Here is a 23,808-nt window from a genome sequence, read left to right as displayed (position 1 = left end):
CCCAAATCAGTTTACACTGGAGCTCTTTTCTAAGTCATTCCTCCACAGGGAAGTTTGAAGACCCACTATGACATTTCTCTCCATACTCTTCGCGCTCTTGATTGAGCAACTCAAGCCACTGAGAGTGGATAATCCGGTATACACACAGGTACAGTTTTTTGCCGCTAAAGTTGAAGCTTGGTGCAATGCTGGTAAGGCACATCATGGTCGCACTGGTTGGTTTATTGTGGTCGGGGCTTTAACAATACCGACCGCGTTGATTTATTGGTTGTGCTTACATTTGAATCCATTCGCTGCTTTCATCTGGAATGTTCTTATCGTTTATTTGACCTTGGGGTTTCGTCGATATAGCCATTATTTCACATCGATTCAGGTGGCGCTAAATGCCGGTGATGATGATGCCGCTCGCAAGTATTTGTCCGACTGGACGAATAAAGATTGTTCAGCAATGAGCGCGACAGATGTTGCGCGAGGTGCGGTCGAAAGATCTTTGGTCGCTTCTCATCGTAATGTGTTCGGAGTATTTTTTTGGTTTTTGATGCCCGTTGGCCCTGCGTGCGCGGTGATGTATCGTATGTCTGAGTTTTTATCACGTGAATGGTGTGAACCTGATCACATGCAAAATGAAGAATTCGGGCAATTTGCAAAAAAAGTTTTTTATTGGATAGATTGGGTTCCAGCTCGCTTAACTGCGGTCGCATTTGCAGTAGTAGGAAATTTTGAAGATGCGATTTACTCTTGGCGTAATTATGCAAGCCGCTGGAACGATGAATTGCTGGGAATTATTTTGTCAGCTGGTGGTGGTGCGATTGGTGTGCGTTTGGGAGAGCCTGAAACAAAGGCGTTGGTCGTACTAAATGCAGATGCTAGTGCCGTTGATGTCGATAGCCTGGATTTAGAAAGCCAGCCGGGAATGGAGGCGACTCCTCGTTCTTTGCAAAGTGCGGTTGGTTTGGTGTGGCGAGCACTGTTATTGTGGATGCTACTCCTCCTGTTATTGTCGTTTGCGGTTTGGTTGTAAGGCCTCCGTAATTGAAAAAAGAAACCCGCCTCAGATGCGGGTTTTTTTATGGGGTGAGCAAAGTTTGTTTGTGCTGTTGAGATTGTTAGTGAAATATTTGTTTAGATATTTTATGCCTGCTTGTCAGGATTTTGAGAAATCACTATATTTTTCTCGAAAAAAAACGCTGTTCAGTTGAACAGCGTTTTCTTGAATCTTCCGTAAAAGATTAGTTGCGAACTACGCGCTTGTATTCATTGGTGCGTGTATCGATTTCGATAACGTCATCTTGGCTAACGAATAATGGCACTTGCACTGTATGGCAATGCGCTTCGATTGCGTTCTCGATTTTCGCTTCTTTCAAAACGTTACCGGAAGTGTTGCCCTTCACTGCTGGTTCAGAGTAGATCACCAAGCGAGCGATTGTGGTAGGCAATTCTACAGAGATTGCTTTGCCGTCGTAGAAAACAGCTTCACATTCCATGCCGTCTTTCAGGTAATGCAATGCATCGCCCAAGTTTTCTTCTTCGATTTCATATTGGTTGTATTCTGTGTCCATGAATACATACAAAGGATCAGCGAAGTAAGAGTAAGTTACTGGCTTTTTATCCAATACAACAACGTCAAATTTGTCGTCGCCACGGAATACGTTTTCCAATGGGCTATTCGTCAACAAGTTTTTCATTTTCCACTTGTAAGTGAAGCCAGTACGGCTAGAGCCGTTGACGTCAGAACGCAGCACGATCATAGGCTTGCTGTCGACCATAATAATGTTGCCAACGCGAATTTCTTTTGCAGGTTTCATAGTAATTTATATAAAAAGTAGGTTGCTTAAAAATTATCTGTTGCCTACTGGAATATTTGAAATATTGCCCTGCAAGCCCAGCTTAGATTGAATCGAAAATACATTAAAAATTAACCGCACATTTTAACCTATTTTCGGTCGCTTTTCGATTTTTGAGTTGATGAAGCTCAATAAATTCGATGTCATATCTCCAATACTCTGTATTTTTTGTTGCCACATCAGGCTAAGGGATTGAATTTCAGTGAGATCTTTTCGATAGGTTAACCATAAATCAGACCAGTCAGATTCGGTCAGTGCAGCATTCCATGCAAGTGCAAAACGTCTGCTTGATGTTGACTCTGCCGTGTGGGCATTTAAAAAAGCTTGGAGTTTTTTATGATGTAAATTTTCATCTTGAGGGTAAATGTGCCAAATAAATGCTTTGCCTGCCCATTGCGCACGGACAAACGAGTCTTCACCACGAACGAAGTTCAGGTCACAGCTCCACAGTAGTTTATCGTACGCATTCTGGGGCACAAAAGGGATTACTCGCAAAGTTAAATTGCCGCGTTTTCTGTTTGCACCGGGTATCGCATCACTTTCCAAGAATACGGAAACGGCTTCGTTGGCAACGCCAGCGGGAACTAAGCAAGTGATCGCTTCGTTTGATTGCTTCCATGTGTCGAATAGTGTTGAGAGCGGTGCATGTGGATAGCAAAACATAGATACTTTGAATGAATTCATTTCTTCAGGTGTTAAACCTAATTGTTTAAGAAAGTCGTTCACCTGTGTTGCAGCATGTACAAACTGCTCGCGCTCTTTGATTAAGTTGTTCTCCAACAATAGGCCACCAGTTTGATACGTAAAGCCGGGAAAGAAAAAATACTTTGTTAATGGATATTGAGGATGAGAAGAGGGAAGGGTGTGACACCCTTCCACCCATTCTTCCGCGCTTAAACCTTCGAGATTTAGCCAAACAGGTTTGGGCTGACACTTCGACATTGTCGCGATGTAGTTCGGTGGGATGTCGCAGCCAAAAAACTCAATGACGATATCGGCAATCTCAGTAATTTCGAAATAAGCATCTTGATTGCGCCAATGACGTACGTGGATGTTTTGTACGATTTGTCGTTCAGTTTCAACGTCGAGTTCAGGACATATTTTCTTAAAGCTGATTAAGTCATCGACCCACAGCGTGACGGTAATTTGATGTTCGTTAGAGAGTTGACGAGCCAATCTCCAGCAGATCCCAATGTCGCCAAAATTATCGATGACTTTACAGAATAACGCCAAACTTGTTGAAGGCGAAGATGGTGGGTGAAATTGGGTTTGAATCATTGCGTCAAATACGGGAGTTGGGCTGTGAATGTGATGGCCTTTAAAATCTAACGGTAGTTATTTTTCCATTCGCGTAAAGCAGCAAAGTGACTGACTTCATCTTGATTCTCGGCGACCTTCTCGGTGGAGACGAGCTTTTGAATCACCGCATCAGTGCGTGTTCGTAAAAACGGATTAGTTAATTTTTCTAGGCCAATGTTAGTGGGAATTGTTGGTACTCCTTGAGCACGTTTTTCTTGTTCTTGAATGACACGTTTCTGCAGATCTGGGTTGTCAGGCTCGACTTCCAACGCAAATTTTAAATTAGATAAAGTATATTCATGCGCACAATACACGGCTGTGTCGTCTGGCAATGCGGCTAAACTATCAAGTGAACTTAACATTTGTGCAGCGGTACCTTCAAACAATCGACCACAGCCGCCTGCAAATAAAGTATCACCGCAAAACACACTGTTCAGTGTTGCTGCATAGTAGGCGATATGGCCGAAAGTATGACCTGGTACGGCGATCACATCCAAATTAAGATTGAGAGAATCGATACTCAGCTGATCGCCATCGTCGAGTGGAATTGTGACCGCTGCAATACCATCGTGAGCAGGACCATAAACTGGAATATTGAATTGAGTTACTAATTCGTCGACACCACCGATATGATCGATGTGATGATGTGTCAGTAAAATTGCTCGTAATACCAGATTGTATTTGCCCAATGCGACAGAAATAGCGTTTGCGTCACCTGGATCAACCACGATGGCATCGTGACCGTTATGAATCAGCCACAGATAATTGTCGTCAAAAGCAGGGACAGTCAATATACTAAGCGCTTGATCATTTACCTGATTATTCATATTAGGATTATCCTGAATTTAAGTGAGAGAAGTGAACGCATTCAATTCTACGCAATCCGCCATTATAGACTTAGGTGACTGGCTGATGCAGCCAGCAGGAAATTATATCGGCGCTTGGGAGCAAGCTCAGTTTGATTTGATGACGGCTGATATTTTCGGTTTTCATGCACTGCAGATCGGTTTGCCCCAGCTTCCTGCGCTTGCGGCTAGCCGTATGCCACATCAATGGCAAAGTGCCAGTCAGTTTTCATCGAAAGAAACGAAGTTGGCACAACAGGTTGTACTGTTACATGATTTTGCCGAATTGCCATTTGCATCGCAAAGTATTGATTTAATTATCTTGCCACATGTATTGGAATTTGCCAGCGAGCCACATCAGGTTTTGCGCGAAGTCGATAGAATTTTGATTCCAGAAGGTCGCTTAATTATTAGTGGTCTTAACCGCGTTAGTTTATGGGGTGGGAGACAATTTTTCGGGCGTGTCGCAGGCCAACATTTTTTGCCTGAAGACGGCGAGTTCATTAGCCCTCACCGATTGAAAGATTGGTTAAAGTTGCTCAGTATGGAAGTGAGTCAGACACGTTTTGGTTGCTATGCACTTCCAGTTGATAATGCTCAGTGGCTGCAGAATTCAGGAATGATGGAAAGTCTTGGCAGTCGTTGGTGGCCACGATTTGGTGCGGTTTACATGATAGAAGCGATAAAGCGGGTAAGGGGAATGCATTTGGTTGGGCCAGCATTAAAACAGAAAAACGTACGGCAAGCGCATGCAGTACCAGTCGCAAACAAGATTAGAGAACATGGACAAAATTAAGATTTATACAGACGGTGCATGTAAAGGAAATCCAGGTGTCGGTGGATGGGGGGCAATACTCATTGCAGGAAGTCGAGAAAAAGAATTATTTGGTGGCGAGCTAGAGACTACCAATAATCGTATGGAATTGATGGCGGTTATCCAAGCACTGCAAGCGTTAAAGCGACCTTGTGAAATTGCACTATACACAGATAGTCAGTATGTTTTGAAAGGCATCACTGAATGGATCGATGGTTGGAAAGCAAAAGGATGGAAAACTGCGTCGAAAGCGCCAGTAAAAAATGTCGATTTGTGGCAGCAATTAGACCAAGCTCGTCAAATACACAAGATTGACTGGATTTGGGTACGTGGACATACCGGTAATTTGGGCAATGAACGCGCAGATCAACTGGCGAATTTGGGTGTGGAATCGATGCTGTAAGTGGCAGGTTTTAATGTGGCACTTATAATTCAAATGATGATTCTCATAAGAAGCTGAATTCGATGATCCAATAATGGAATGATCAAATTCAGCTAATTGATACCTGTTCCCCGTTAACGCATTCCTGCAATTAAAGCTTCGAGCTTGATGGTGTCTGCGCAAAAAAGACGTATGCCTTCCGATAATTTCTCAGTTGCCATTGCATCTTCGTTGAGTAAGAAACGGAAGGATTTTTCCGTTATTTCGATTTTTTCGAGATTGGATAATTTGGCTGTTTCTGGATTCAATTTTGATGAAATTTTTGTGTCGCTATCACTGAGTTTTTGCAATAGATCAGGACTGATCGTTAACAAATCACAGCCTGCCAATTCCAAAATTTGTGAAGTGTTACGGAAGCTCGCACCCATAATTTCAGTCTTATAGTCAAACTTGCGATAGTAATTGTAGATACGTTTTACCGACAAAACACCTGGATCATCTGCGCCGAAAATTTCTTGCCCAGTTTGCTTTTTAAACCAGTCATAAATGCGACCAACAAACGGTGAGATCAGTTGTGCCCCTGCTTCTGCACAAGCGGCAGCTTGTGCCAAACTAAACAGCAAGGTCATATTGCAACGGATGCCTTCTTTTTCTAGAATTTCTGCAGCACGTATTCCTTCCCAAGTGGATGCGATCTTAATCAAAATGCGTTCACGGGAAATGCCAGCGGCTTCATATAACGCAATTAATTGACGTCCTTTTGCGACGGTTGCCTCGGTGTCAAACGATAAGCGCGCATCCGTCTCAGTTGACACACGTCCTGGTACGATCTCTAAAATTTTGATGCCAAAGCTAATCAACAACTGATCAATTATTTCATCACTTGACTTACCCGCATTCTGTGCGACCGCTTGCGCCAGCAATGGTTGGTATTCAGCTTTTTGCACAGCTTTTAAAATTAAAGAGGGATTCGTTGTCGCATCGCGTGGTGTGTAGGCTTGCATGGATTGAAAATCACCAGTGTCTGCAACGACGGTAGTAAATTGTTTTAGCTGTTCAAGTTGATTCATGATAGGTCTTCAATAAGTTTTAAATAAGTTTCAATGTAGATTTGATTTAGTTTTAAGACATAGATTAGAGCAGTTCAATTTGCGCGGAACCAGTGACAATTTCACCGATTACCGCAGCGTCTGGAAAATCATTCTTGTGAAATAATGCCAGAACATGTTCAACCGATTCCTCAGCGCATGTGATTAATAATCCGCCCGACGTTTGTGGATCGCTCAATAATGCTTGCGTAATGCTGTCGGTAGTGTTGAGTACGACCTCATGGCCATATGCGGCAAAGTTTCTAGCTGAAGCACCGGTGATGCAACCCGCTGCGGCAAGTTCTTTGACCTGTGCTAAGAATGGAATATCTGCCACAGTGATTTTTGCGGTCACCTGTGCGCCTCGACAGATTTCTAACAAATGCCCAAGCAGCCCAAATCCAGTGACATCTGTCATTGCATGTACACCATCTAGTTGTGCGAGTGCCTGTCCTGGCTTATTTAATTTTGTCGTGTTGGCGATCATGCTTGCATAACCAGCGGTATCTAATTTTTGTTTTTTTAGTGCTGCAGAAAGTATACCGACACCCAATGGTTTGCCCAGAATTAATTTATCTCCGATGCGTGCACCAGAATTGCGTTTGACTTTGGACGGATGAATTAAGCCCATGACGACTAAGCCATAAATAGGCTCTACTGAATCAATACTATGCCCGCCTGCAATCGGGATTCCAGCTTCGCGACAAATACTTTCACCACCTTCGATGATTTTACCTATGACATCCAAAGGAATTTGATTGATTGGCATACCAACCAAGGCTAAGGCCATGATAGGGGTGCCGCCCATCGCATACACATCGGAGATTGCATTGGTTGCTGCAATTCTTCCAAAATCGTAGGGGTCATCGACGATCGGCATGAAAAAATCTGTAGTCGCGATTAACGCTTGCTCATCATTGAGTTGATAAACGGCAGCGTCATCGGAGGTTTCTATGCCAACCATGAGCGCAGCAGGCACGGGAAAGCCGCTCGATTTCTTTAAAATCTCGGCCAAAACGCCAGGCGCAATTTTGCAGCCGCAACCGCCACCATGTGAAAATGAAGTAAGACGTATCGGTTCTGTGTTCATGTCTTTGTTTTGGAGATATGCAATGTTGATTGGAGTATCGATTATAGGGGAGAGCAGTGCGCAAAGTTAAAAATACTAGCAGAGAATTGATGGACATAAAAAAAGCGACCTCTAAGAGATCGCTTTTGATTGTGCTCAATTCAAATGTCGCTTGATGCTCAATTGATTGAATTTGCCTAATTTTGCCAATTCAACTAATTTGATTAACGATCACCAAATGAACGACGACTTGCATCGCCAAAACGTGATTTGGCAGCACCACCACCGAAACCACCACCTTCACTGCGTGGCGCCGCATTTGGTTTGCTGAAACTACGTTGGCCTGGCTTGCTGCTGTTACCAAAACTATTGCCTGTCGTGCGCTTGTCACCTGGTTTCCAACCGCTTGCTTTGCGTGCTGGTGCGCGGGCTGCCATGGCAGATTTCTTAGGTTCAAAACCTTCGATCACATCGACAGGGATCAATTGCTTTGTAAAACGTTCGATGCGTTTCACGTTCATGCTTTCAGCATGATTGACCAAGGATACTGCCAAGCCTTTACGACCAGCGCGACCAGTACGACCGATACGGTGTACATAGTCTTCTGGGAATTTAGGCAAATCGTAGTTGAATACGTGGGTAATGCCAGGCACGTCGATACCGCGTGCAGCGACATCCGTTGCTACCAAAACGCGAACTTGACCGCGACGCAAAGAATCCAAAGTACGGTTACGTGCGCCTTGATGCATGTCGCCATGCAAAGCGGCCGCTGCGAAACCAGCAATGTTCAAACGATCTGCAATCGTGTCCGCATCACGTTTTGTCGCCGTAAATACGACGGCTTGATCCAAAGATTCATCGCGCAACAAATGATCGAGCAAACGATTTTTGTGGGATAAGTCATCAACGAAATGGACTTTTTGTTGAATATTTTCATGCTTAGTCGCAGAACCAGCGATTTGAATAATCATTGGGTCTTTGGTAATGCGACGCGCCATACTACCAACTACGCCATCCAACGTGGCAGAGAACAACATGGTTTGACGTGTTTCTGGCGTTGCTGCAACGATTTTTTCGATATCATCGATAAAACCCATATCCAACATACGATCTGCTTCGTCCAACACTAAAATCTCTAATTCTGAGAAATCAATCTTGCCAGATTCCATGTGATCGATCAAACGGCCTGGTGTCGCCACCAAGATTTCTGGGTTACGGGACAAAAGTTGCATTTGTTTTGGGTAAGGCATGCCGCCCAAAATTGAGACTGCTTTGACGCGACGTGAGTAAGCGCTGTATTTGTCTGTTGCTGTGGTTACTTGCAAAGCCAATTCACGAGTTGGTGTCAATACCAACATCTTTGGCTTTGCTGCTTGAAAACGTGGGCGATCGCCACGAGCACGAGCTGCCTGGCGTTCTTGATTTGGTGTTTTGCCAGCTGCGACAGTCAAATCGTCAGCGGCGGCTGCAAATTTATGTAAAGCTGGCAACATGAATGCAGCAGTTTTGCCTGAGCCAGTTTGTGAGGATACCAATAAGTCTCGTCCAGCAATCGCAGCAGGAACTGCTTGTTCTTGTACCGCTGTTGGCGTGGTGTAGCCAGTATCAGCGATCGCGCGCAGGATGGACGTGTGGAGGCCTAGTGTTTCAAAAGTCATTGTGTTCTTCTTCCGTTATTAATCTGCGCAGGGCAAAAACCAAGCGCGCAAAAAAGCAGCGTCAACCAATCGAAATGAACAAAGAAAACCAGTACCGGAAAACGGTACAAATCAGGAATACGATGAAATTTCGGCACAAAAGCTTTGCGCCGGGACGATGTCTATGTGTGAAACCAGACATACAGGGCGGGAGGGCTTTACATTGCGGTATCAGTAATTCACGATACGCAAGGGCTACGGTGCTACCTATTACTTACAACATTTCTTACTATTTAACTTGCAAAGCACAATTTATATTGCAGTGCAAAAACGAGACTATACAGCATATTGATGGTTGATGCATCTAAAACTTGATGTAGTTCAAATGGGCTTAAAAAAATCATTTTTGATTTGATAATTTAGTTTGTAATATCGTCGCCTATACTGGCAGCGGAAAAATCGGTGAAAATAATAATTGGTCTTTTTAATATGATGTTTGGTCAAAAAATGCAAATAGAGTCAATCAGTCAACAGTTTTTTCGTGTCTTTGTAAGTGTGACTTTGGTGTTGCTTGGACTATCCTTACCGCTGATTACAAAGGCTGACTCAGTTCATGTCGCGGTTGCCGCAAATATGCAATTTGCGTTTGAGGAATTAAAGGGCGAGTTTAAGAAACAATCAGGTCATGATCTGAAAGGCGTGTTTAATTCGTCTGGTAAGTTCGTCAATCAAATTAAAAATGGCGCACCGTTTGATGTTTTTATGTCGGCGGATATGGATTATCCAACTGTTTTGTTTCATGAAGGATTTAGCGACGTGCCACCGAAAATATATGCCTACGGCGCGATCGTGTTGTGGAGTAATAAGTTCAAAGATTTAAGAGGGTGGCAAGCGATCATACAAGATTCGAAAACACAAAAAATCGCAATTGCTAATCCTAAGACCGCACCATACGGACGAGAGGCATTGAAGACTTTAAAACACTTTAAGTTAGATTCTATAGCCGCTCCTCGCTTAGTTTATGCAGAGAGTATTTCGCAAGTAAATCAGTATATTTATTCAGGCTTGGTTGATCTTGGTTTTACTGCAAAGTCGGTTGTGCTGTCTTCTGAAATGCAAGGAAAAGGCGTCTGGTTAGAATTGCCAAAAGAAAGCTATACACCAATTGCGCAAGGTGTGATTGTTTTGAGACATGGAAGAGAGAAGGCTGGAAATGTGTCAAAACAATTTTATGAGTTTTTGTCGACAGTAAAGGCGAAAGAAATTTTGCAAAAAAATGGATACACCGTACCGTGAATAAATTACCAGGAAATATTGTTAGCGTACTAGCCGAAGGAAGTATCGCATTGATCGAAGTTCAGGTCGGACAACGGACGTTGTGCGCTAGTTTGTTGGGCGCGCAAGAGGATTTTTTATCTTGGAACTTAAATCAACATGTCGAGTTATCGTTTAACGAAATGGAAGTATCGATTGCAAAAAATCTGCAGGGAAAAATTAGTTTGCGTAATCGTTTGCCCGGAAAAATTGTCAGCCTTGAGTTTGGAAAGATATTAACGCGTGTGATGTTTCAGCTTGATGATGTTCATCCAATAAGTGCAGTCATCACGACTCGCTCGGCACTTAATTTAGAATTGAAAATAGGTGATGAAATTGAAGGGCTCGTGAAGTCGAATGAGATGAATTTGCTGGTTCGGGAGATTCGATGACTTTCGCGGCATATGACTGGCAACCATTATGGTTGAGCTTTCAGTTAGCAACTTTAACCACGATGATCTTGTTTGTCATTGGTTTGCCAATAGCTTATGTTTTGGCGTTTTCCCAAAGTCGTTTCAAACCATTTTGGGAAGCATTGCTTAGTATGCCTTTGGTGTTGCCTCCATCAGTGCTGGGATTTTATTTGTTGTTGACATTCAGCCCGCAAAGTGGATTCGGTGCGTGGTTACTGACGAACTTCGATCTACGTTTGAGTTTTACTTTTTTAGGAATTTTATTAGGCTCGATTATTTTTAGTTTGCCATTTATGGTGCAGGCATTGCAAACAGGTTTGCAAAATTTACCGACCGATTTAAGAGATGCAGCCTACACTTTAGGGCAAACCAAAGTACAAACGCTTTTTAAGGTTCTATTGCCGAATATGAAGTCATCCATCCTGAGTGGAATCGTGTTGAGTTTCGCGCATACTGTAGGAGAGTTTGGTGTCGTGTTGATGATAGGTGGGAATATTCCCGGCGTTACCAAGGTCGCTTCAATTGCAATTTACGATGAAGTAGAAAGTCTTCAGTATGGCGCCGCACATTTTTATTCATTGGTTTTGGTTGTGCTTAGTTTTCTGATTTTGACTGCGGTGTACATCGGAAAACGTCGCTATCCAGAGAAATTTTGATTGTCCCTATGTCTATCTTAGAACTGCAAATTCAAAAGCGCTTGGAGGGAGCACAAGGGAAATTTGAACTTGATCTTCAATTGCAATTAAACGCATCCGAATCACTTGCGCTATTTGGACAATCTGGCGTCGGTAAGACGAGTATTTTACGCATGTTGGCTGGCTTGGTAGCGCCAGATCATGGTCGGATTGTGTTTGATGGTGAAGTCTGGTTTGATTCAGACCACAAAATTAATTTGGCTACACCGTCACGTTCTATCGGTATGGTGTTTCAAAATTATGCATTATTTCCTCATTTGAATGTCCGTGAAAATATTGCGTTTGCTGCTGGCTCAAAATCTACATCGTGGGTAAATCAATTATTAGAGCTAAGCGATTTATCAAACCTGCAAACACAAGCGGTCCAATATTTATCCGGCGGGCAAAAGCAAAGAGTTGCCTTGGCTCGTGCGTTAGCGCGTAGGCCAAAATTGCTTTTGTTAGATGAGCCGCTGTCTGCGTTAGATCAACACATCCGATTGCAAATGCAGGATCATTTGCAAATGATGCATCGCGAATTGGGAATGTCGATGATTATCGTCAGTCACGATATCGCTGAAGTATTTAAATTAAGTCAAAAAGTTATTTTGATAGAAGCTGGAAAAGTAGCTCGTCGCGGCAGCCCACATCAGGTCTTTTTGCAGCAAAAAAACCAAGGAAAATTACATCTGCAGGCACAGGTTTTGGCGATTCGAATTGAGGAGGTTGTGTGCGTTGTGTCGCTTCTAATTGGACAGGAAATTATTGAAATTATTGCGTCTCAAGAAGATATAAAAGGGCTGATAGTTGGTGATCAGATTGCGATCTCGACCAAAGCTTTCAGCCCGCAAATTACGCGACTACGTTAGATGAGTAATTAATCAGGTGTTAAACCCATTACGTGTGAGAACCCGCCATCTACATAAGTAATTTCACCAGTAATTCCACTAGCTAATGGAGATAGCAAGAATGCGGCAGTGTTGCCGACTTCTTCGATGGTTACATTGCGGCGCAAAGGAGCATGTTCGGCAACAAAGCCAAGTAATGTGCTGAAATCTTTAATGCCACTGGCAGCCAAAGTTTTGATAGGGCCAGCAGAAATGCCGTTAACGCGGATGCCTTTTTTGCCTAGATTTTCTGCCAGATAACGCACACTTGCTTCGAGTGAAGCTTTGGCTAAACCCATTGTATTGTAGTAAGGGATTGCACGAATTGCGCCCAAATACGATAAGGTCAGCAATGATGAATTTTCGTTCATCATCGGCAGCGCTGCTTTTGCTAATGCTGGAAAACTATACGCTGAAATATCATGCGCAACACGGAATGCTTCGCGCGAGAAGCCATCGAGGAAATCGCCAGCAATCGCTTCACGCGGTGCGAATCCAATCGCGTGCACGACGCCATCTAATTTATCCCAAGACTTTGCTAAATCTGTGAAGACTGCATTGATTTGTTCATCGCTGCTGACATCACAATCAAATACGAGTTCGCTATTGAATTCTTTTGCGAACTCTGTAATGCGGTCTTTAAAGCGCTCCCCAACATAGGTAAAGGCCAGCTCCGCGCCTTCACGATGACAAGCTTGCGCAATACCATAGGCTATTGAGCGGTTTGATAACAAACCAGTAATGAGAATTTTTTTGCCTTGCAAAAATGCCATATCAACTCCAGGTGTTACCGCAAGATAAATGGCCCTCACCATGAGGGAAGTGCTGGAATAGCCGCACGATCTTGCGCTAAGGTTTTTAGACGAATGTTAATGCGTTAGTAGCTATAAATCAGTTTCCCGGAACGGAACAAATGCTCTTAAGTTGAAAGACCAAAATGAATCAGTCCATATTGACAGGGCGCAGGTGTTACGGGGGAAAAGATTAGATGTCCACTTTGGACGCAAAATTTACTGACAGGTCAGAATTGTAGTTGTTCAAGACAGTTAGGGCAAATAATAACTAAACTCTATTCGCATTGATGTATTATCTAAGGCCTTCCACGCTGCATGTTGATGTTCGACGTTATGCGAATGAAGGGGCAATAGATGAAGGGCGAAAAAATTAATTTGTTGCAGAACTGCTTTAGTTTGGGCTGCTTTTTTAGGTTTACTTTGCATTTTTCAAGTATTTCCTATTAGAATCGTTGCCGCAAGAAAAGAAGTTAATATATTGACGGTGTTTTTGTGAATAATAATGAATTCACTTTTTAATGAATTTAACTGTCGATGTGATTAAATAGATATTGCGCAATGAGAAGCTTTTGTTTTGAAGATAATTTAATGTTGCAAAGCAGCATAAAAGCAACTTCCATTCATTGCTTTGTTTGTGTCAAAATAGGCGCTGTTTTTCGCAAAGATTTAAAAAAAACAATGTTTTGTTGATAGTTAATTAGAAGAATTTCTCTTGCTAACGAATAACAAAACAGCCGCTTCAATTTTCAATGTATCTTTAAGATATGATTTGAATTTGGCGATTGTCTTAGTTGTAATTCAATCGTCTGAAGGTGACTAAACGATTTGTAAGTAAATAGTAATACTTACTTGGGTATGTTGAAGCCACGGTTCTGACAATCCAAAGTAAGTATGGGGGCGCAAACGGTGAGTCAATGCTGTTAATTGATGAGCGAATTGCTTGTTGTTTAGATTGATGTTAATTCACGAATTTCAAGATTCTTGAATAAATTAATTTAGAGCTAAAGTTTCGCGCGTTTGAACCTAATTGAAATTGTTGTGGTATTGGAGGAGTAGGTATGGATTTTTCAGGACGCCAACAGGAACCGGGAAAGAAATTTTTAGGTTTAGGTTTGGTAATTGTTTTTCACGTTGTTTTAGGCTGGGCTTTGTTGAACGGCTTAGGTAGTAAAGTGGCTGCGTTCATTCAGAAGCCGATGGAAGCTGTGGTAAAGGAAACTCCACCACCGCCACCACCACCACCTGATACACCGCCACCGCCGCCACCTAAGTTGATGACGCCGCCGCCACCATTTATTCCTCCTCCAGAGGTTCAGGTTGCGCAACAGGCTCCATCACCAAACGCTATCTCTACAGTTTCTAACGTGAAACCAGATAGCAATGTGTTGACGAAGGCACCAGCGCCAGTAGCAGAAGCGCCAAAAGCACCAGCAGGCCCAGTAATTATTCCAGGCCGTGTTGATTTTCAACAAGCTGGTTGCACACCTGAGTATCCACGTACGTCATTGCGTAACGAAGAAACTGGTGTGACAAGATTGACAGTTACTATTGGTGCAGATGGAGCAGTCACCGATGTAGTAATCGCAAAATCTAGTGGGTTCAGGGGTCTAGATAATGCAGTGCGTGCCCAATTGTTGTCTGGGTCGTGCAAAAACAAACCTGGAACAGTGGATGGCAAACCGCAGGCTACCACGACTCAAGTTGAATACGTTTGGAAGCTTGATTAAAACAGAGCCAACATGTAACAAGAGTCATAAAAAAGTATCGTTTTACTCACAACCAACGTAAGTATTAAATTTTTTTTAAAGGAAGTATCTACATGAAAACCCGCGCTAAAGTAAGCACATTCCTGGCGGCAATTTTGTTTGCATTGACAGCTTCAATGACAACTGCTCCAGTATTCGCACAAGAAACTACTGCTTCTGCTGCATCTGCAACTGAAGCAACTGCTGCATCCGCAGAAGCTGCGCCAGCGCCAGCTGAAGCACCTGCTGCTGATGCATCTGTTCCAGCTGCAGAGCCGCAACCAGAAGTAGTTGATCAATACAGTTTGTCACACTTGATCAAAGAAGGTACTTTAGTTGATCAGATTACATTAGCAATCATGTTAATCATGTCAATGGGTAGCTGGTACATCTTGATCACGAAGATCGTTGATCTGTCTAAATTAAATGCTCAAGCAAAAGAAGCTCGCAAGTTCTGGAAAGCTGCAAATGTTGCTGCTGGTTTGGCAACTTTGAAAGAAGGCAGCCCATTCCGTTTCATCGCGGATTCAGCTGTTAGCGCAAGCGAACATCATGAAGGTGCTTTGTTGGAACAGATCGATTTGAACTCATGGGTGACAATGTCTATCCAACGTTCAGTTGATAAAGTACAAAGCCGTTTGGGTGAAGGTTTGACATTCTTGGCAACGGTTGGTTCTACAGCACCGTTTATCGGTTTGTTCGGTACAGTTATGGGTATTTACCACGCATTGGTTGCGATTGGTTCTACAGGTAACTCTTCTATCGATAAAGTTGCGGGTCCAGTTGGTGCCGCTTTGATCATGACTGCGATCGGTTTGGCTGTAGCGGTTCCAGCAGTTTTGGGTTACAACTACTTGTTGCGTCGTAACAAGGCTGCAATGGAAGAAGTAAATGCATTTGGCGCTGACTTGCACTCTGTAGTGTTGTCTGGTGCAATGAACAAAGCTAACTCAAATAAGTAATCTGAGTAATAAAGAAGTAAGTAGTTTTTTATTACGATAATTCTTTCGCTTCAAATAGATTCAGTTTGAATCTATTTGAAGTAAGCGAAGTGAATTCACTAAAGAGAAAATATTATGGGAATGCAAATCGGCGGTGGCGGCGGTGAAGACCAAGTCAACAGCACCATTAATACCACACCACTTGTGGATATTATGTTGGTCTTGTTGATCATCTTTATCATTACATCACCAGTAGTTTTAGACTTAACAAAAGTCTCTCTTCCACCTGAAAAGAATGAAGATTATCATCCGGATGCAAAAAATGTCATTATTACGGTAAGTAAAGATGGTGATATTTACTGGGGTGGTATTCGTACTCCGGTCGCTTCAGATGATGCTTTGATGGAATTGATGTCGAAAGAAGCAGTTAAAGTTCCGCAACCTGAAGTGCATATTCGTGGCGATCAAAATGCACGCTATGAGTCTATCGGTAAAACGATTTTGACAGTGCAACGTGCAGGTATCGCAAAAGTTGGTTTCGTACTTGAACCACCACCGAAAGGCTAATAGGAGAATCGCATGGGCATGAATATGAGCTCCGGTTCTGGTGGTGAGCCAGAACCAATGATGGAAATGAATATGACACCAATGATCGACGTTATGTTGGTGTTGATCATTATGTTTATCACGACACTTCCAATTGCAAATCACGCGGTCAATTTAAATATGCCGCAAAACACCAATCAGCCACCTCCGGATGTACTTCCTACAGTGGTAAAAATTGATGTTGATTTTGATGGCACAATGACTTGGAACGGTGAAGTTGTGAATCGTTCTCAGTTAGAATCCAAGTTGTCAGAGGCTGCAGCAATGAGTCCACAACCTGAGATTCATTTACAGCCAAATCGTTTAGTATCTTATAAGTCTGTCGCTGCCGTGATGGCCTCAGCTCAAAGTCGTGGTATCACGAAATTGGGTATGATCGGTAACGAACAGTTCTTAAAAAATTAATACTTGTTTTGAGTTAATCATATTAATTCATACGATTGTTTAACGAAAGAGGGCGGGGATTTCCCTGCCTTTTTTTGTATTCTGAGTTATGCTTGACTGGAGTGTGATGGCTTACCACTCTGAATTAGGTAATCAGCTGTTCAGGTTTGAAATTAGGTTCGAAATTTATTAATTTTATTGATTGAGAGATCAAATATGAAGCATCTTCGCTTATCACAACTAGCTATTTTGATCGCAGCTATGGGCTGTGCGACTATTCCTGAATTAACTGGCGTAGCTGGTAATACCGCTTATGCCCAAGAAGCGATGCGCGCAGAAGTCGGTAAAATTGTACAGCAGGCAAATGAGCTATTTAGAGCAAAAAAATACCGTGATGCTTTAGGTAAGTTGCAAGAGGCTGATCGTGTTGGCAATAAGACTGTCAATGAGACTTTCACTATTGAGCGTATGCGCTTATCTGTTGCTTCAGCTGCTGGGGATAACGATGCGGTGATTCGTTCGGCAGAAGTCATTGTGGCAGCAAATAAGCTGCCTGCTAAAGAACAGTTACAGTTAATTCAGGTCTTGGCGAATTCTTATTTCAAAGCGAATAGCTTTGCTAAAGCGGCGAAGATGTATGAGCGTTATTTTAGTGAAGGTGGCACTGATGGCTCAGCGCGTCAGTACATGATTCAGGCGAAGTCCATGAGCGGCGACAATGCTGGGGCGTTAAAGGAAACACGTGCTGAAATTCAGGCCGCAGAGAAAGCTGGTCGTGTACCAAGTCAAACTACTTTAGAGGCTTATGCATTTGCAGTCCAGAAAAGTGACAAAGTTGCATACTTAGCGACTTTGGAAAAGCTGGTCATGCACTATGGTAAAAAAGAATACTGGGTTAACTTGCTTAATAGCGTAGAGCGTAAGCCAGAATTCTCATCTCGTTTGTCTATGGATTTGTACCGTTTGAAATTGGCCGTTGGTCAGATTTCTAAGACCAGTGATTATATGGAAATGGCGCAAATGGCGATTCAAGATGGCAACGCCACTGAAGCGGTTAAGATTATTGAGCAAGGCTACAAAGCTGGTGCATTAGGTACAGGAGCTGAAGCTGCGCGTCATGGTCGTTTGAAGGATTTGGCTGCGAAACGTGTTGCAGAGGCAAAAGCTGGTCTGGCTGCAGCTGAAGCGGCTGCAGAAAAAAGTACAGATGGTACTGCTTTGGTGAATCTTGGATTTTCTTTAGCTGCTGGTGGCGAATACGACAAAGGTATTAGCTTGATGGAGCAAGGCATCAAAAAAGGTAATCTGAAATTCGCAGATGATGCAGATTTACATTTGGGTATGGCATATTTGATGGCAGGCAAAAAACCAGCTGGTGTGAAAATTCTGAAGAACGTTAAAGGTAAAGACGGTACTGCAGAGTTGGCGCGATTCTGGGTGATTTACGCTAATCAGGCTAAGTAACTGACTCCGTCGGTTCAATAAAAAAGGCAGCTTTGAGCTGCCTTTTTTACTTTTTTAATCGGATAAATACAGATTAAAAAAATTATTACATTAGGTTTGTTTTTTTGTTTTTCTATTTGCCACAATGATTGCTTTGCTGTTTTTAGTTTTGACTGCTTTCTTTGTGCTTGCGAGAGCCTTATTTCGAACACTAGATTTATTTTTGGCTAATTTACCTGATAGTGTATTGTTCCGTTGCGATTTCGAACTTTGCTTTGCAATGTGTAAAACAAGTTTTTGACCTGGTTTAATTTGATCTCTATTCAAGTCGTTCCACGATTTGATATCCGTAACATTTAGTTTGTAACGTTTCGCTACGCTTGCTAAACTATCTTTTTTGCCGATTTTGACGATGATTTTACGTGTACCTGGCTCAGCCCGCTCGATGCGTAATTGGGCATCCTCGGCGATTTGTTGAGGAATGTTTTCCTCCGAAAATCTTGCCGTTTTTGGTACCAAGATGGTTGACCCAGCCTTGACAATCATTTTAGCTGGGATGGCGTTGACCTCTCTGACGACATCTGCCTTGTAACCGAAACGATTGGCCAGTGACTCAACGCGTTCTGATTTGTTGATACTTAAGGTGGTCCAAGATGAGTAAGCGCCTTTCCAGCTGAGGAAATTATTTTCAAACACACTTGCATTTTCAATCGGTAAAAGAATGCTGGTGTTATTGCCCCCCGTAATGATAGGGCGATTAAATTGAGGATTTAATGCTTTGAATTCACTTAGCGGCAGCTCAGCTAGTTTTGCTGCGAGGTGAACGTCTATGTCTTTCTCGTTTTTTACACTAGTGAAATAGGGCTCATTGTCGAGGCGCGGCAAGATGACGTTAAATTGCTCCGGGTGACCAATGATATTTTTAACTGCTTGTAATTTTGGTACATAATTTTTTGTTTCATTCGGCATTAAAGCTGACAAGCTATCAAAGTCAATTGGCAATCCCATCGCTTGCTGGCGTTTGATTGCACGTTGAACCGAACCCTCTCCCCAATTATAGGCTGCTAGCGCCAGCTGCCAGTCGCCGAACATATTGTATAAACGTTGCAGGTAATCGAGTGCTGCTTCGGTTGAATCTAAGACACCACGTCGGTCATCTTTAAAAATATTTTGACGCAAATTGAAGTCACGCCCGGTCGCTGGCATAAATTGCCACATGCCAGAGGCCTTGGCAGTCGAGATCGCATTTGGATTAAATGCTGACTCGATGAAGGGAAGTAAAGCTAAATCGGTAGGCATACCGCGTTTATCTAAGGCGTCAACTACGTGATACAAATACCGTGAACCTCGTTGAATGATCCTTAACAAATAGTCGATACGTGCGCTATACCAATTAGTTTGATAAGTAACCAATTGATTGTCTAAGTTGGGTATTGCATAGCCATGTCGAATCCGGTTCCATAAATCAGATTCAGTAAAGATGAGAATTTCATCTCCGCTGGCTTTCTCAATATCAGGAGTAGTATCGGTGTCGATTGGAAACTCAGATTTTTGCTCGCTGAGTTTTTTTGTGAGTTTCAGTACGCCGTCGGTGTTGGCGGTAGTATCAGTCGATACTGAGCAGAATAATACAAAGGCAAAACATTGTAGACAGTAAATAAATCGTTTCATGGAGACGAGAATCGATACAATCGACTGTGAGATAAGTAACAGCGAAGTGTACGCAACGCTGTATTTCGAGGTCAAGAGAAATAGCAGCAAAATGCCTGAAAATCCGTTAAAGTTTTTATCTCGAGGGTGTTTCGATTCCGATTATGAAATACTATTCCCGTGAGGAAATTTTTTGAGTTGTAGTAAGTGGGGGATTGCGTTGAGAAAAGAGCGTGTGCGCTATGTTTTTGGTTAATTTGATTGGTGAAAAGAACGATTCATAATATTTGAGAGACAAAGATGAAAAGAAAAAATATGTTTGGTTTGACATTGGTGAATCTGGCAGTGTTAGGCGCTTGTAGCATGAACGTTTATGCCGACACATTGTTTGTGAAGGCCAATGGATATACCTTGAATCAAAAGCAGCAGCTACAAGTTTTTGATGCGATGTTGGTTGACGACGCAGGTAAAGTGATTGCTACTGGAACGCAGAAGCTATTGCAGAAGAAAATGCCGCAAGCAAAATTGATTGATCTGGGTGGTAAAACTGTGTTGCCAGGTTTGATTGATGCACATGGACATGTGTTCGGTTTGGGAACTTCAGCAAGTCAATTGAGTTTGCGTGCCACAAGTAATTTAACCGAGGCCTTAAGTGCGATTAAGCAGTACGCAGCACAGGCGACTCAGCAGCAATGGATTCTGGGTGGAGAATGGAATCAAGCGATCTGGAAACTCGGCCGTTTTCCCACAGCGAAAGAACTAGATACTGTGGTCGCGGATCGTCCTGTGTGGTTACGTCGCGTTGATGGACATGCGGGTTGGGCGAATTCTAAAGCCTTAGCATTAGCTGGCATCACTAAAACAAGCGCTGATCCCGTCGGCGGTAAAATTGAACGTGACTCCAATGGGGAGGCATCTGGCATTTTGGTGGATGCTGCTATGGATATTATTGAGAAAGTCATTCCAGCACAAAATGATGCGGAATTAAGAGTCGCACTGGATGCAGCGTTGAAACAATTGCGTAGCGTTGGTTTGACCACAGTGCATGATGCTGGAGTTGACGCACAGTCAGATAAACTGTTTCGTGAATACGCAACACAAGGGAAATTGACTACCCGTGTTTACGGCATGATCGGTGGTGTTGATCAATTTTTTGATGCGGTGTCTATTGCGGGACCACTGAAAAGCCATGCCGATGATCGTTATGCGCTACGTTCTGTCAAACTGTATTCTGACGGTGCCTTGGGTAGTCGTGGCGCGGCCTTGTTGGCGCCGTATAGCGACGCGCCTCACACCAAAGGACTTTTGTTTGTGCAAGACAATGAGATGCAGCGCATGGTAAAAAAAGCTGCAGCTAAGGGTTACCAGGTGAATGTGCATGCGATTGGTGATGCGGGAAATCGACAAGTGATTGATGCATTAGCTTCCTTACCAAAGAAGAACGATGCGCAGACTTTGCGTCATCGTATTGAGCATGCGCAGGTTTTGGAACTGAGCGATATTCCGCGCGTGGCGAAGGCAAACATTATCCCCTCGATGCAGCCTACTCATGCTACCTCGGATATGAATATGGCAGAAGACCGCGTTGGTAAAGAACGTATTAAAGGTGCCTATGCTTGGCGTACTTTCTTGAAACAAGGTTCGAAGATTCCATGTGGTTCGGATTTTCCTATTGAAAGCCCGAATCCATTTTGGGGAATTTACGCTGCAGTGACGCGCCAAGACCATCAACAAATGCCGGTCAAAGGTTGGCATCCAGAACAAGCTATGACAGTGCAAGAGGCTTTCCGGTGCTTCACCTTGGATGCGGCGTACGCAGGTCATCAAGAGAAAATTCTCGGTAGTTTGGAAAAAGGAAAATGGGCTGATTTTATTGTGATTGATCAGGACATTTTTAAGATTCCAAGTAAAGATATTTATAAAACTGTGGTGCTGCAAACTTGGCAGGCGGGTAAACAGGTTTATGTGAAGTAAGCCAACTTTGAGCTTGATAAAAAACGCACTTCAGACAATTGTTTGAAGTGCGTTTTTTATTGGTGCAGTGCTAGGTGCATGGTGTATGTGGCTTAATCAATTTCACCGAAATGAAACATCATGCAAGGTGAAACTGTAAAGAGGCCAAATGTGCATAGACTCCACCATGTGCAATAAGCTCAGCGTGATTACCAGTCTCGACGATACGACCGTGTTCTAGCACAATGATTTTATCGGCACGCTGCACGGTTGCTAATCGATGTGCGATGATTAAGGTGGTTCTTCCTTGCATCGCGGTCTCTAAGGCTTGTTGCACCAAACGTTCAGATTCTGCATCTAAAGCACTGGTGGCTTCATCCAATAACATCAGACGTGGATTCTTTAGAATTGCACGGGCGATAGCGATCCTTTGTTTCTGTCCACCAGATAAACGCACACCACGCTCACCTAAAAAGGCTTGATAGCCTTCTGGTAGTCGCTCAATGAATTCATGCGCGGCTGCCAACTTGGCAGCTTGTATGACTTCTTCATCGCTGGCATCGACGCGTCCATAGCGTATGTTTTCTAAAGCATTTGCAGAGAAAATCACGGTATCTTGCGGCACGATGCCGATGGTTCCGCGCAGGGTGTGCAAACCGAGTTCTTTAATATCCACGCCATCAATACGAATTTTGCCTTGTTGGGGATCGTAAAAACGCAGTAATAATTGGAACAAGGTGGTTTTTCCTGCCCCCGACGAACCCACTAAGGCGATGGTTTCTCCCGCTTTAATGGATAGCTGAATTTCAGAGAGCGCTGCAGATTCGGGGCGTGATGGATAATGAAAAAACACATGATCTACATCGACTGTAGCACCATGCATATCTTTCTGTGGCAGTGCGCATGCCATCACTGGATTGGTGATAGGGGATTGCACCGACATGAGCTCCAATAAACGCTCTGTCGCACCAGCCGCCCGTTGCGCTTCGCCCATCACTTCAGATAGCGCACCCATCGCACCAGCGACAATCGATGCATAGAGAATAAATTGTCCTAACTTGCCGCCACTCATTTCGCCTTGCATCACCGCATGCGCGCCTAACCATAAGACGAAAACGATTGCACCAAAGATCAAAAGAACCGCGATCATCGTCAACAAAGAACGGGCACGAATGCGACGCATCGCGGTACTAAACGCATGTTCCACTGAACTGGAAAAACGTTGCGCTTCAATCTGTTCATGGGTGTAAGCCTGGACAGTTGGCATCGCGTTTAAGATCTCGCCAGCAACTGCAGATGCATCGGCAATTCGGTCTTGTGAATCACGTGATAATTGACGAACACGGCGGCCAAATAAAATAATCGGCACGATGACTAAGACCAACATCACGATAATGATCGACGATAGCATAGGGCTGGTAATAAAGAGCATCACCAAGCCACCAATAAATAGTAAAAGATTGCGCAAGGCGAGACTAATGCTAGTGCTAACCACGGCTTGAATTAAAGTCGTGTCCGTGGTCAGTCGTGAAAGTACCTCACCGGTTTGAGTGGTTTCGAAAAATTCTGGACTCTGCGTCACCACATGGGCATAGACGGCATTGCGGATGTCGGCCGTAACCCGCTCGCCTATCCAAGACACCATGTAGAAACGCGCTGCGGTAGCGATACCCAAGATCACAGCAACACCGAATAAAGCCAGAAAAGTCAGATTCACATGCTCGATACCATGCGTGCCGCCGTCGCCGATTTTACTAAATCCCATATCAATCATCTGGCGAAACGCATAAGGAATGGTGAGTGTTGCGCAAGCTGCAATGACTAAAGCAATGCCTGCGATTGCGAACTGACGACGGTATGGTCGTAGAAAAGGCAGTAGGCCGCTGAGGGTTGCCATACTGCCGCTTGCTGGTGTGGTTGAAGTTGAATGGGTGTTGGACATAGTCGCAGTTCTGGAAAAGATGGCGTATATTGTGGCAGCTTTTTTGAATACCTGTCGGCTTTGTGATTTTTCATTTTTTAACAT

22 protein-coding genes are annotated in these 23,808 nt (G+C 43.4%); 13 read left to right on the top strand and 9 right to left on the bottom strand.

The genetic code is table 11. The annotated features are described in order from the left end of the window. Positions 1–67 precede the first annotated feature (67 nt). Positions 68–1,021, top strand: coding sequence for a CobD/CbiB family protein (locus H8K33_RS07175; protein WP_186890292.1), 954 nt, complete (start codon positions 68–70; stop codon positions 1,019–1,021). Positions 1,022–1,229: 208 nt separating this feature from the next. On the opposite strand, the gene H8K33_RS07170 is transcribed toward H8K33_RS07175, so the two are convergent. From H8K33_RS07170 to gloB, 3 genes are all read right to left on the bottom strand, one after another. Further along, the gene (locus H8K33_RS07170; protein ID WP_186890291.1) at positions 1,230–1,805 is read right to left on the bottom strand and encodes an elongation factor P; all 576 of its coding nucleotides are present in this window, start codon (positions 1,803–1,805) and stop codon (positions 1,230–1,232) included. A gap of 123 nt (positions 1,806–1,928) precedes the next feature. Then, positions 1,929–3,122: an elongation factor P maturation arginine rhamnosyltransferase EarP gene (earP, locus tag H8K33_RS07165; RefSeq protein WP_186890290.1), complete on the bottom strand. Its 1,194-nt coding sequence runs from the start codon at positions 3,120–3,122 to the stop codon at positions 1,929–1,931. A 47-nt stretch (positions 3,123–3,169) separates the two neighbouring features. After that, on the bottom strand, positions 3,170–3,970 hold the full coding sequence (gene gloB / locus H8K33_RS07160) for a hydroxyacylglutathione hydrolase (RefSeq protein WP_186890289.1): 801 nt from the start codon (positions 3,968–3,970) through the stop codon (positions 3,170–3,172). Between the two features lie 85 nt (positions 3,971–4,055). Between gloB and H8K33_RS07155 the strand changes: the two genes are divergently transcribed. Both H8K33_RS07155 and rnhA read left to right on the top strand, forming a co-directional pair. Then, the gene (locus H8K33_RS07155; RefSeq protein WP_186890499.1) at positions 4,056–4,784 is read left to right on the top strand and encodes a class I SAM-dependent methyltransferase; all 729 of its coding nucleotides are present in this window, start codon (positions 4,056–4,058) and stop codon (positions 4,782–4,784) included. Continuing rightward, complete coding sequence (gene rnhA / locus H8K33_RS07150; protein ID WP_186890288.1) at positions 4,771–5,205, top strand: ribonuclease HI; 435 nt, start codon at positions 4,771–4,773, stop codon at positions 5,203–5,205. Before H8K33_RS07155 ends, rnhA begins: the two co-directional genes overlap by 14 nt. 113 nt (positions 5,206–5,318) lie before the next feature. On the opposite strand, the gene tal is transcribed toward rnhA, so the two are convergent. From tal to H8K33_RS07135, 3 genes are all read right to left on the bottom strand, one after another. Continuing rightward, positions 5,319–6,254 carry a transaldolase gene (gene tal / locus H8K33_RS07145; protein ID WP_222613321.1) on the bottom strand — a complete coding sequence of 312 codons (936 nt, stop codon included), beginning with the start codon at positions 6,252–6,254 and terminating at the stop codon, positions 5,319–5,321. 64 nt (positions 6,255–6,318) lie between these two features. Continuing rightward, entirely contained in the window at positions 6,319–7,362 is a 1,044-nt protein-coding gene (gene selD / locus H8K33_RS07140) for a selenide, water dikinase SelD (protein WP_186890287.1), read from the bottom strand. A 203-nt stretch (positions 7,363–7,565) separates the two neighbouring features. Next, positions 7,566–8,999, bottom strand: a complete 1,434-nt coding sequence (locus H8K33_RS07135) for a DEAD/DEAH box helicase (protein WP_186890286.1) — start codon at positions 8,997–8,999, stop codon at positions 7,566–7,568. Between the two features lie 441 nt (positions 9,000–9,440). Between H8K33_RS07135 and modA the strand changes: the two genes are divergently transcribed. Genes modA through H8K33_RS07115 form a run of 4 tightly spaced genes read left to right on the top strand, consistent with a single transcriptional unit; the run spans position 9,441 to position 12,248 of the window. Beyond that, positions 9,441–10,274: a molybdate ABC transporter substrate-binding protein gene (gene modA / locus H8K33_RS07130; protein WP_343043792.1), complete on the top strand. Its 834-nt coding sequence runs from the start codon at positions 9,441–9,443 to the stop codon at positions 10,272–10,274. Next, positions 10,271–10,684 (top strand): TOBE domain-containing protein, encoded by a 414-nt coding sequence (locus H8K33_RS20150; protein WP_186890285.1) that lies wholly within the window; start codon positions 10,271–10,273, stop codon positions 10,682–10,684. Before modA ends, H8K33_RS20150 begins: the two co-directional genes overlap by 4 nt. Beyond that, a complete protein-coding gene (gene modB, locus H8K33_RS07120) occupies positions 10,681–11,361 on the top strand; it encodes a molybdate ABC transporter permease subunit (RefSeq protein WP_186890284.1) in 681 nt (226 codons plus the stop codon). Before H8K33_RS20150 ends, modB begins: the two co-directional genes overlap by 4 nt. 8 nt (positions 11,362–11,369) lie before the next feature. Further along, complete coding sequence (locus H8K33_RS07115; protein ID WP_222613320.1) at positions 11,370–12,248, top strand: ATP-binding cassette domain-containing protein; 879 nt, start codon at positions 11,370–11,372, stop codon at positions 12,246–12,248. A gap of 8 nt (positions 12,249–12,256) precedes the next feature. On the opposite strand, the gene fabI is transcribed toward H8K33_RS07115, so the two are convergent. Then, positions 12,257–13,039, bottom strand: a complete 783-nt coding sequence (gene fabI / locus H8K33_RS07110) for an enoyl-ACP reductase FabI (protein ID WP_186890283.1) — start codon at positions 13,037–13,039, stop codon at positions 12,257–12,259. A 1,079-nt stretch (positions 13,040–14,118) separates the two neighbouring features. On the opposite strand from fabI, the gene H8K33_RS07105 reads away from it, so the two are divergent. From H8K33_RS07105 to H8K33_RS07085, 5 genes are all read left to right on the top strand, one after another. Beyond that, on the top strand, positions 14,119–14,787 hold the full coding sequence (locus H8K33_RS07105) for an energy transducer TonB (RefSeq protein WP_186890282.1): 669 nt from the start codon (positions 14,119–14,121) through the stop codon (positions 14,785–14,787). Between the two features lie 92 nt (positions 14,788–14,879). Then, entirely contained in the window at positions 14,880–15,767 is an 888-nt protein-coding gene (locus tag H8K33_RS07100; RefSeq protein WP_186890281.1) for a MotA/TolQ/ExbB proton channel family protein, read from the top strand. 114 nt (positions 15,768–15,881) lie between these two features. Further along, entirely contained in the window at positions 15,882–16,313 is a 432-nt protein-coding gene (locus tag H8K33_RS07095; RefSeq protein ID WP_186890280.1) for an ExbD/TolR family protein, read from the top strand. 12 nt (positions 16,314–16,325) lie between these two features. Beyond that, entirely contained in the window at positions 16,326–16,757 is a 432-nt protein-coding gene (locus H8K33_RS07090; protein WP_186890279.1) for an ExbD/TolR family protein, read from the top strand. Positions 16,758–16,952: 195 nt separating this feature from the next. Further along, complete coding sequence (locus H8K33_RS07085; RefSeq protein WP_186890278.1) at positions 16,953–18,200, top strand: hypothetical protein; 1,248 nt, start codon at positions 16,953–16,955, stop codon at positions 18,198–18,200. Positions 18,201–18,290: 90 nt separating this feature from the next. On the opposite strand, the gene H8K33_RS07080 is transcribed toward H8K33_RS07085, so the two are convergent. Further along, the gene (locus tag H8K33_RS07080; protein ID WP_186890277.1) at positions 18,291–19,850 is read right to left on the bottom strand and encodes a transglycosylase SLT domain-containing protein; all 1,560 of its coding nucleotides are present in this window, start codon (positions 19,848–19,850) and stop codon (positions 18,291–18,293) included. 279 nt (positions 19,851–20,129) lie between these two features. Here H8K33_RS07080 and H8K33_RS07075 point away from each other — a divergent pair, with 279 nt between their 5' ends. Beyond that, complete coding sequence (locus tag H8K33_RS07075; RefSeq protein WP_246443391.1) at positions 20,130–21,803, top strand: amidohydrolase; 1,674 nt, start codon at positions 20,130–20,132, stop codon at positions 21,801–21,803. 118 nt (positions 21,804–21,921) lie between these two features. On the opposite strand, the gene H8K33_RS07070 is transcribed toward H8K33_RS07075, so the two are convergent. Then, entirely contained in the window at positions 21,922–23,724 is a 1,803-nt protein-coding gene (locus tag H8K33_RS07070; RefSeq protein WP_186890276.1) for an ABC transporter transmembrane domain-containing protein, read from the bottom strand. Positions 23,725–23,808 lie beyond the last annotated feature (84 nt).

This window comes from Affinundibacterium amnicola, assembly GCF_014284275.1.
GTDB lineage: Bacteria > Pseudomonadota > Gammaproteobacteria > Burkholderiales > Burkholderiaceae_D > Undibacterium > Undibacterium amnicola.
This window is presented reverse-complemented; position numbering and strand designations above follow the sequence as displayed.

Excerpts from the sequence above, each read along its gene's own strand:
- H8K33_RS07175 (WP_186890292.1), top strand. The coding sequence starts at position 68 with ATGACATTTCTCTCCATACTCTTCGCGCTCTTGATTGAGCAACTCAAG.
- H8K33_RS07170 (WP_186890291.1), bottom strand. The coding sequence starts at position 1,805 with ATGAAACCTGCAAAAGAAATTCGCGTTGGCAACATTATTATGGTCGAC.
- earP (WP_186890290.1), bottom strand. The coding sequence starts at position 3,122 with ATGATTCAAACCCAATTTCACCCACCATCTTCGCCTTCAACAAGTTTG.
- gloB (WP_186890289.1), bottom strand. The coding sequence starts at position 3,970 with ATGAATAATCAGGTAAATGATCAAGCGCTTAGTATATTGACTGTCCCT.
- H8K33_RS07155 (WP_186890499.1), top strand. The coding sequence starts at position 4,056 with ATGCAGCCAGCAGGAAATTATATCGGCGCTTGGGAGCAAGCTCAGTTT.
- rnhA (WP_186890288.1), top strand. The coding sequence starts at position 4,771 with ATGGACAAAATTAAGATTTATACAGACGGTGCATGTAAAGGAAATCCA.
- tal (WP_222613321.1), bottom strand. The coding sequence starts at position 6,254 with ATGAATCAACTTGAACAGCTAAAACAATTTACTACCGTCGTTGCAGAC.
- selD (WP_186890287.1), bottom strand. The coding sequence starts at position 7,362 with ATGAACACAGAACCGATACGTCTTACTTCATTTTCACATGGTGGCGGT.
- H8K33_RS07135 (WP_186890286.1), bottom strand. The coding sequence starts at position 8,999 with ATGACTTTTGAAACACTAGGCCTCCACACGTCCATCCTGCGCGCGATC.
- modB (WP_186890284.1), top strand. The coding sequence starts at position 10,681 with ATGACTTTCGCGGCATATGACTGGCAACCATTATGGTTGAGCTTTCAG.
- H8K33_RS07115 (WP_222613320.1), top strand. The coding sequence starts at position 11,370 with ATGTCTATCTTAGAACTGCAAATTCAAAAGCGCTTGGAGGGAGCACAA.
- fabI (WP_186890283.1), bottom strand. The coding sequence starts at position 13,039 with ATGGCATTTTTGCAAGGCAAAAAAATTCTCATTACTGGTTTGTTATCA.
- H8K33_RS07105 (WP_186890282.1), top strand. The coding sequence starts at position 14,119 with ATGGATTTTTCAGGACGCCAACAGGAACCGGGAAAGAAATTTTTAGGT.
- H8K33_RS07100 (WP_186890281.1), top strand. The coding sequence starts at position 14,880 with ATGAAAACCCGCGCTAAAGTAAGCACATTCCTGGCGGCAATTTTGTTT.
- H8K33_RS07095 (WP_186890280.1), top strand. The coding sequence starts at position 15,882 with ATGGGAATGCAAATCGGCGGTGGCGGCGGTGAAGACCAAGTCAACAGC.
- H8K33_RS07090 (WP_186890279.1), top strand. The coding sequence starts at position 16,326 with ATGGGCATGAATATGAGCTCCGGTTCTGGTGGTGAGCCAGAACCAATG.
- H8K33_RS07085 (WP_186890278.1), top strand. The coding sequence starts at position 16,953 with ATGAAGCATCTTCGCTTATCACAACTAGCTATTTTGATCGCAGCTATG.
- H8K33_RS07080 (WP_186890277.1), bottom strand. The coding sequence starts at position 19,850 with ATGAAACGATTTATTTACTGTCTACAATGTTTTGCCTTTGTATTATTC.
- H8K33_RS07075 (WP_246443391.1), top strand. The coding sequence starts at position 20,130 with ATGAAAAGAAAAAATATGTTTGGTTTGACATTGGTGAATCTGGCAGTG.
- H8K33_RS07070 (WP_186890276.1), bottom strand. The coding sequence starts at position 23,724 with ATGTCCAACACCCATTCAACTTCAACCACACCAGCAAGCGGCAGTATG.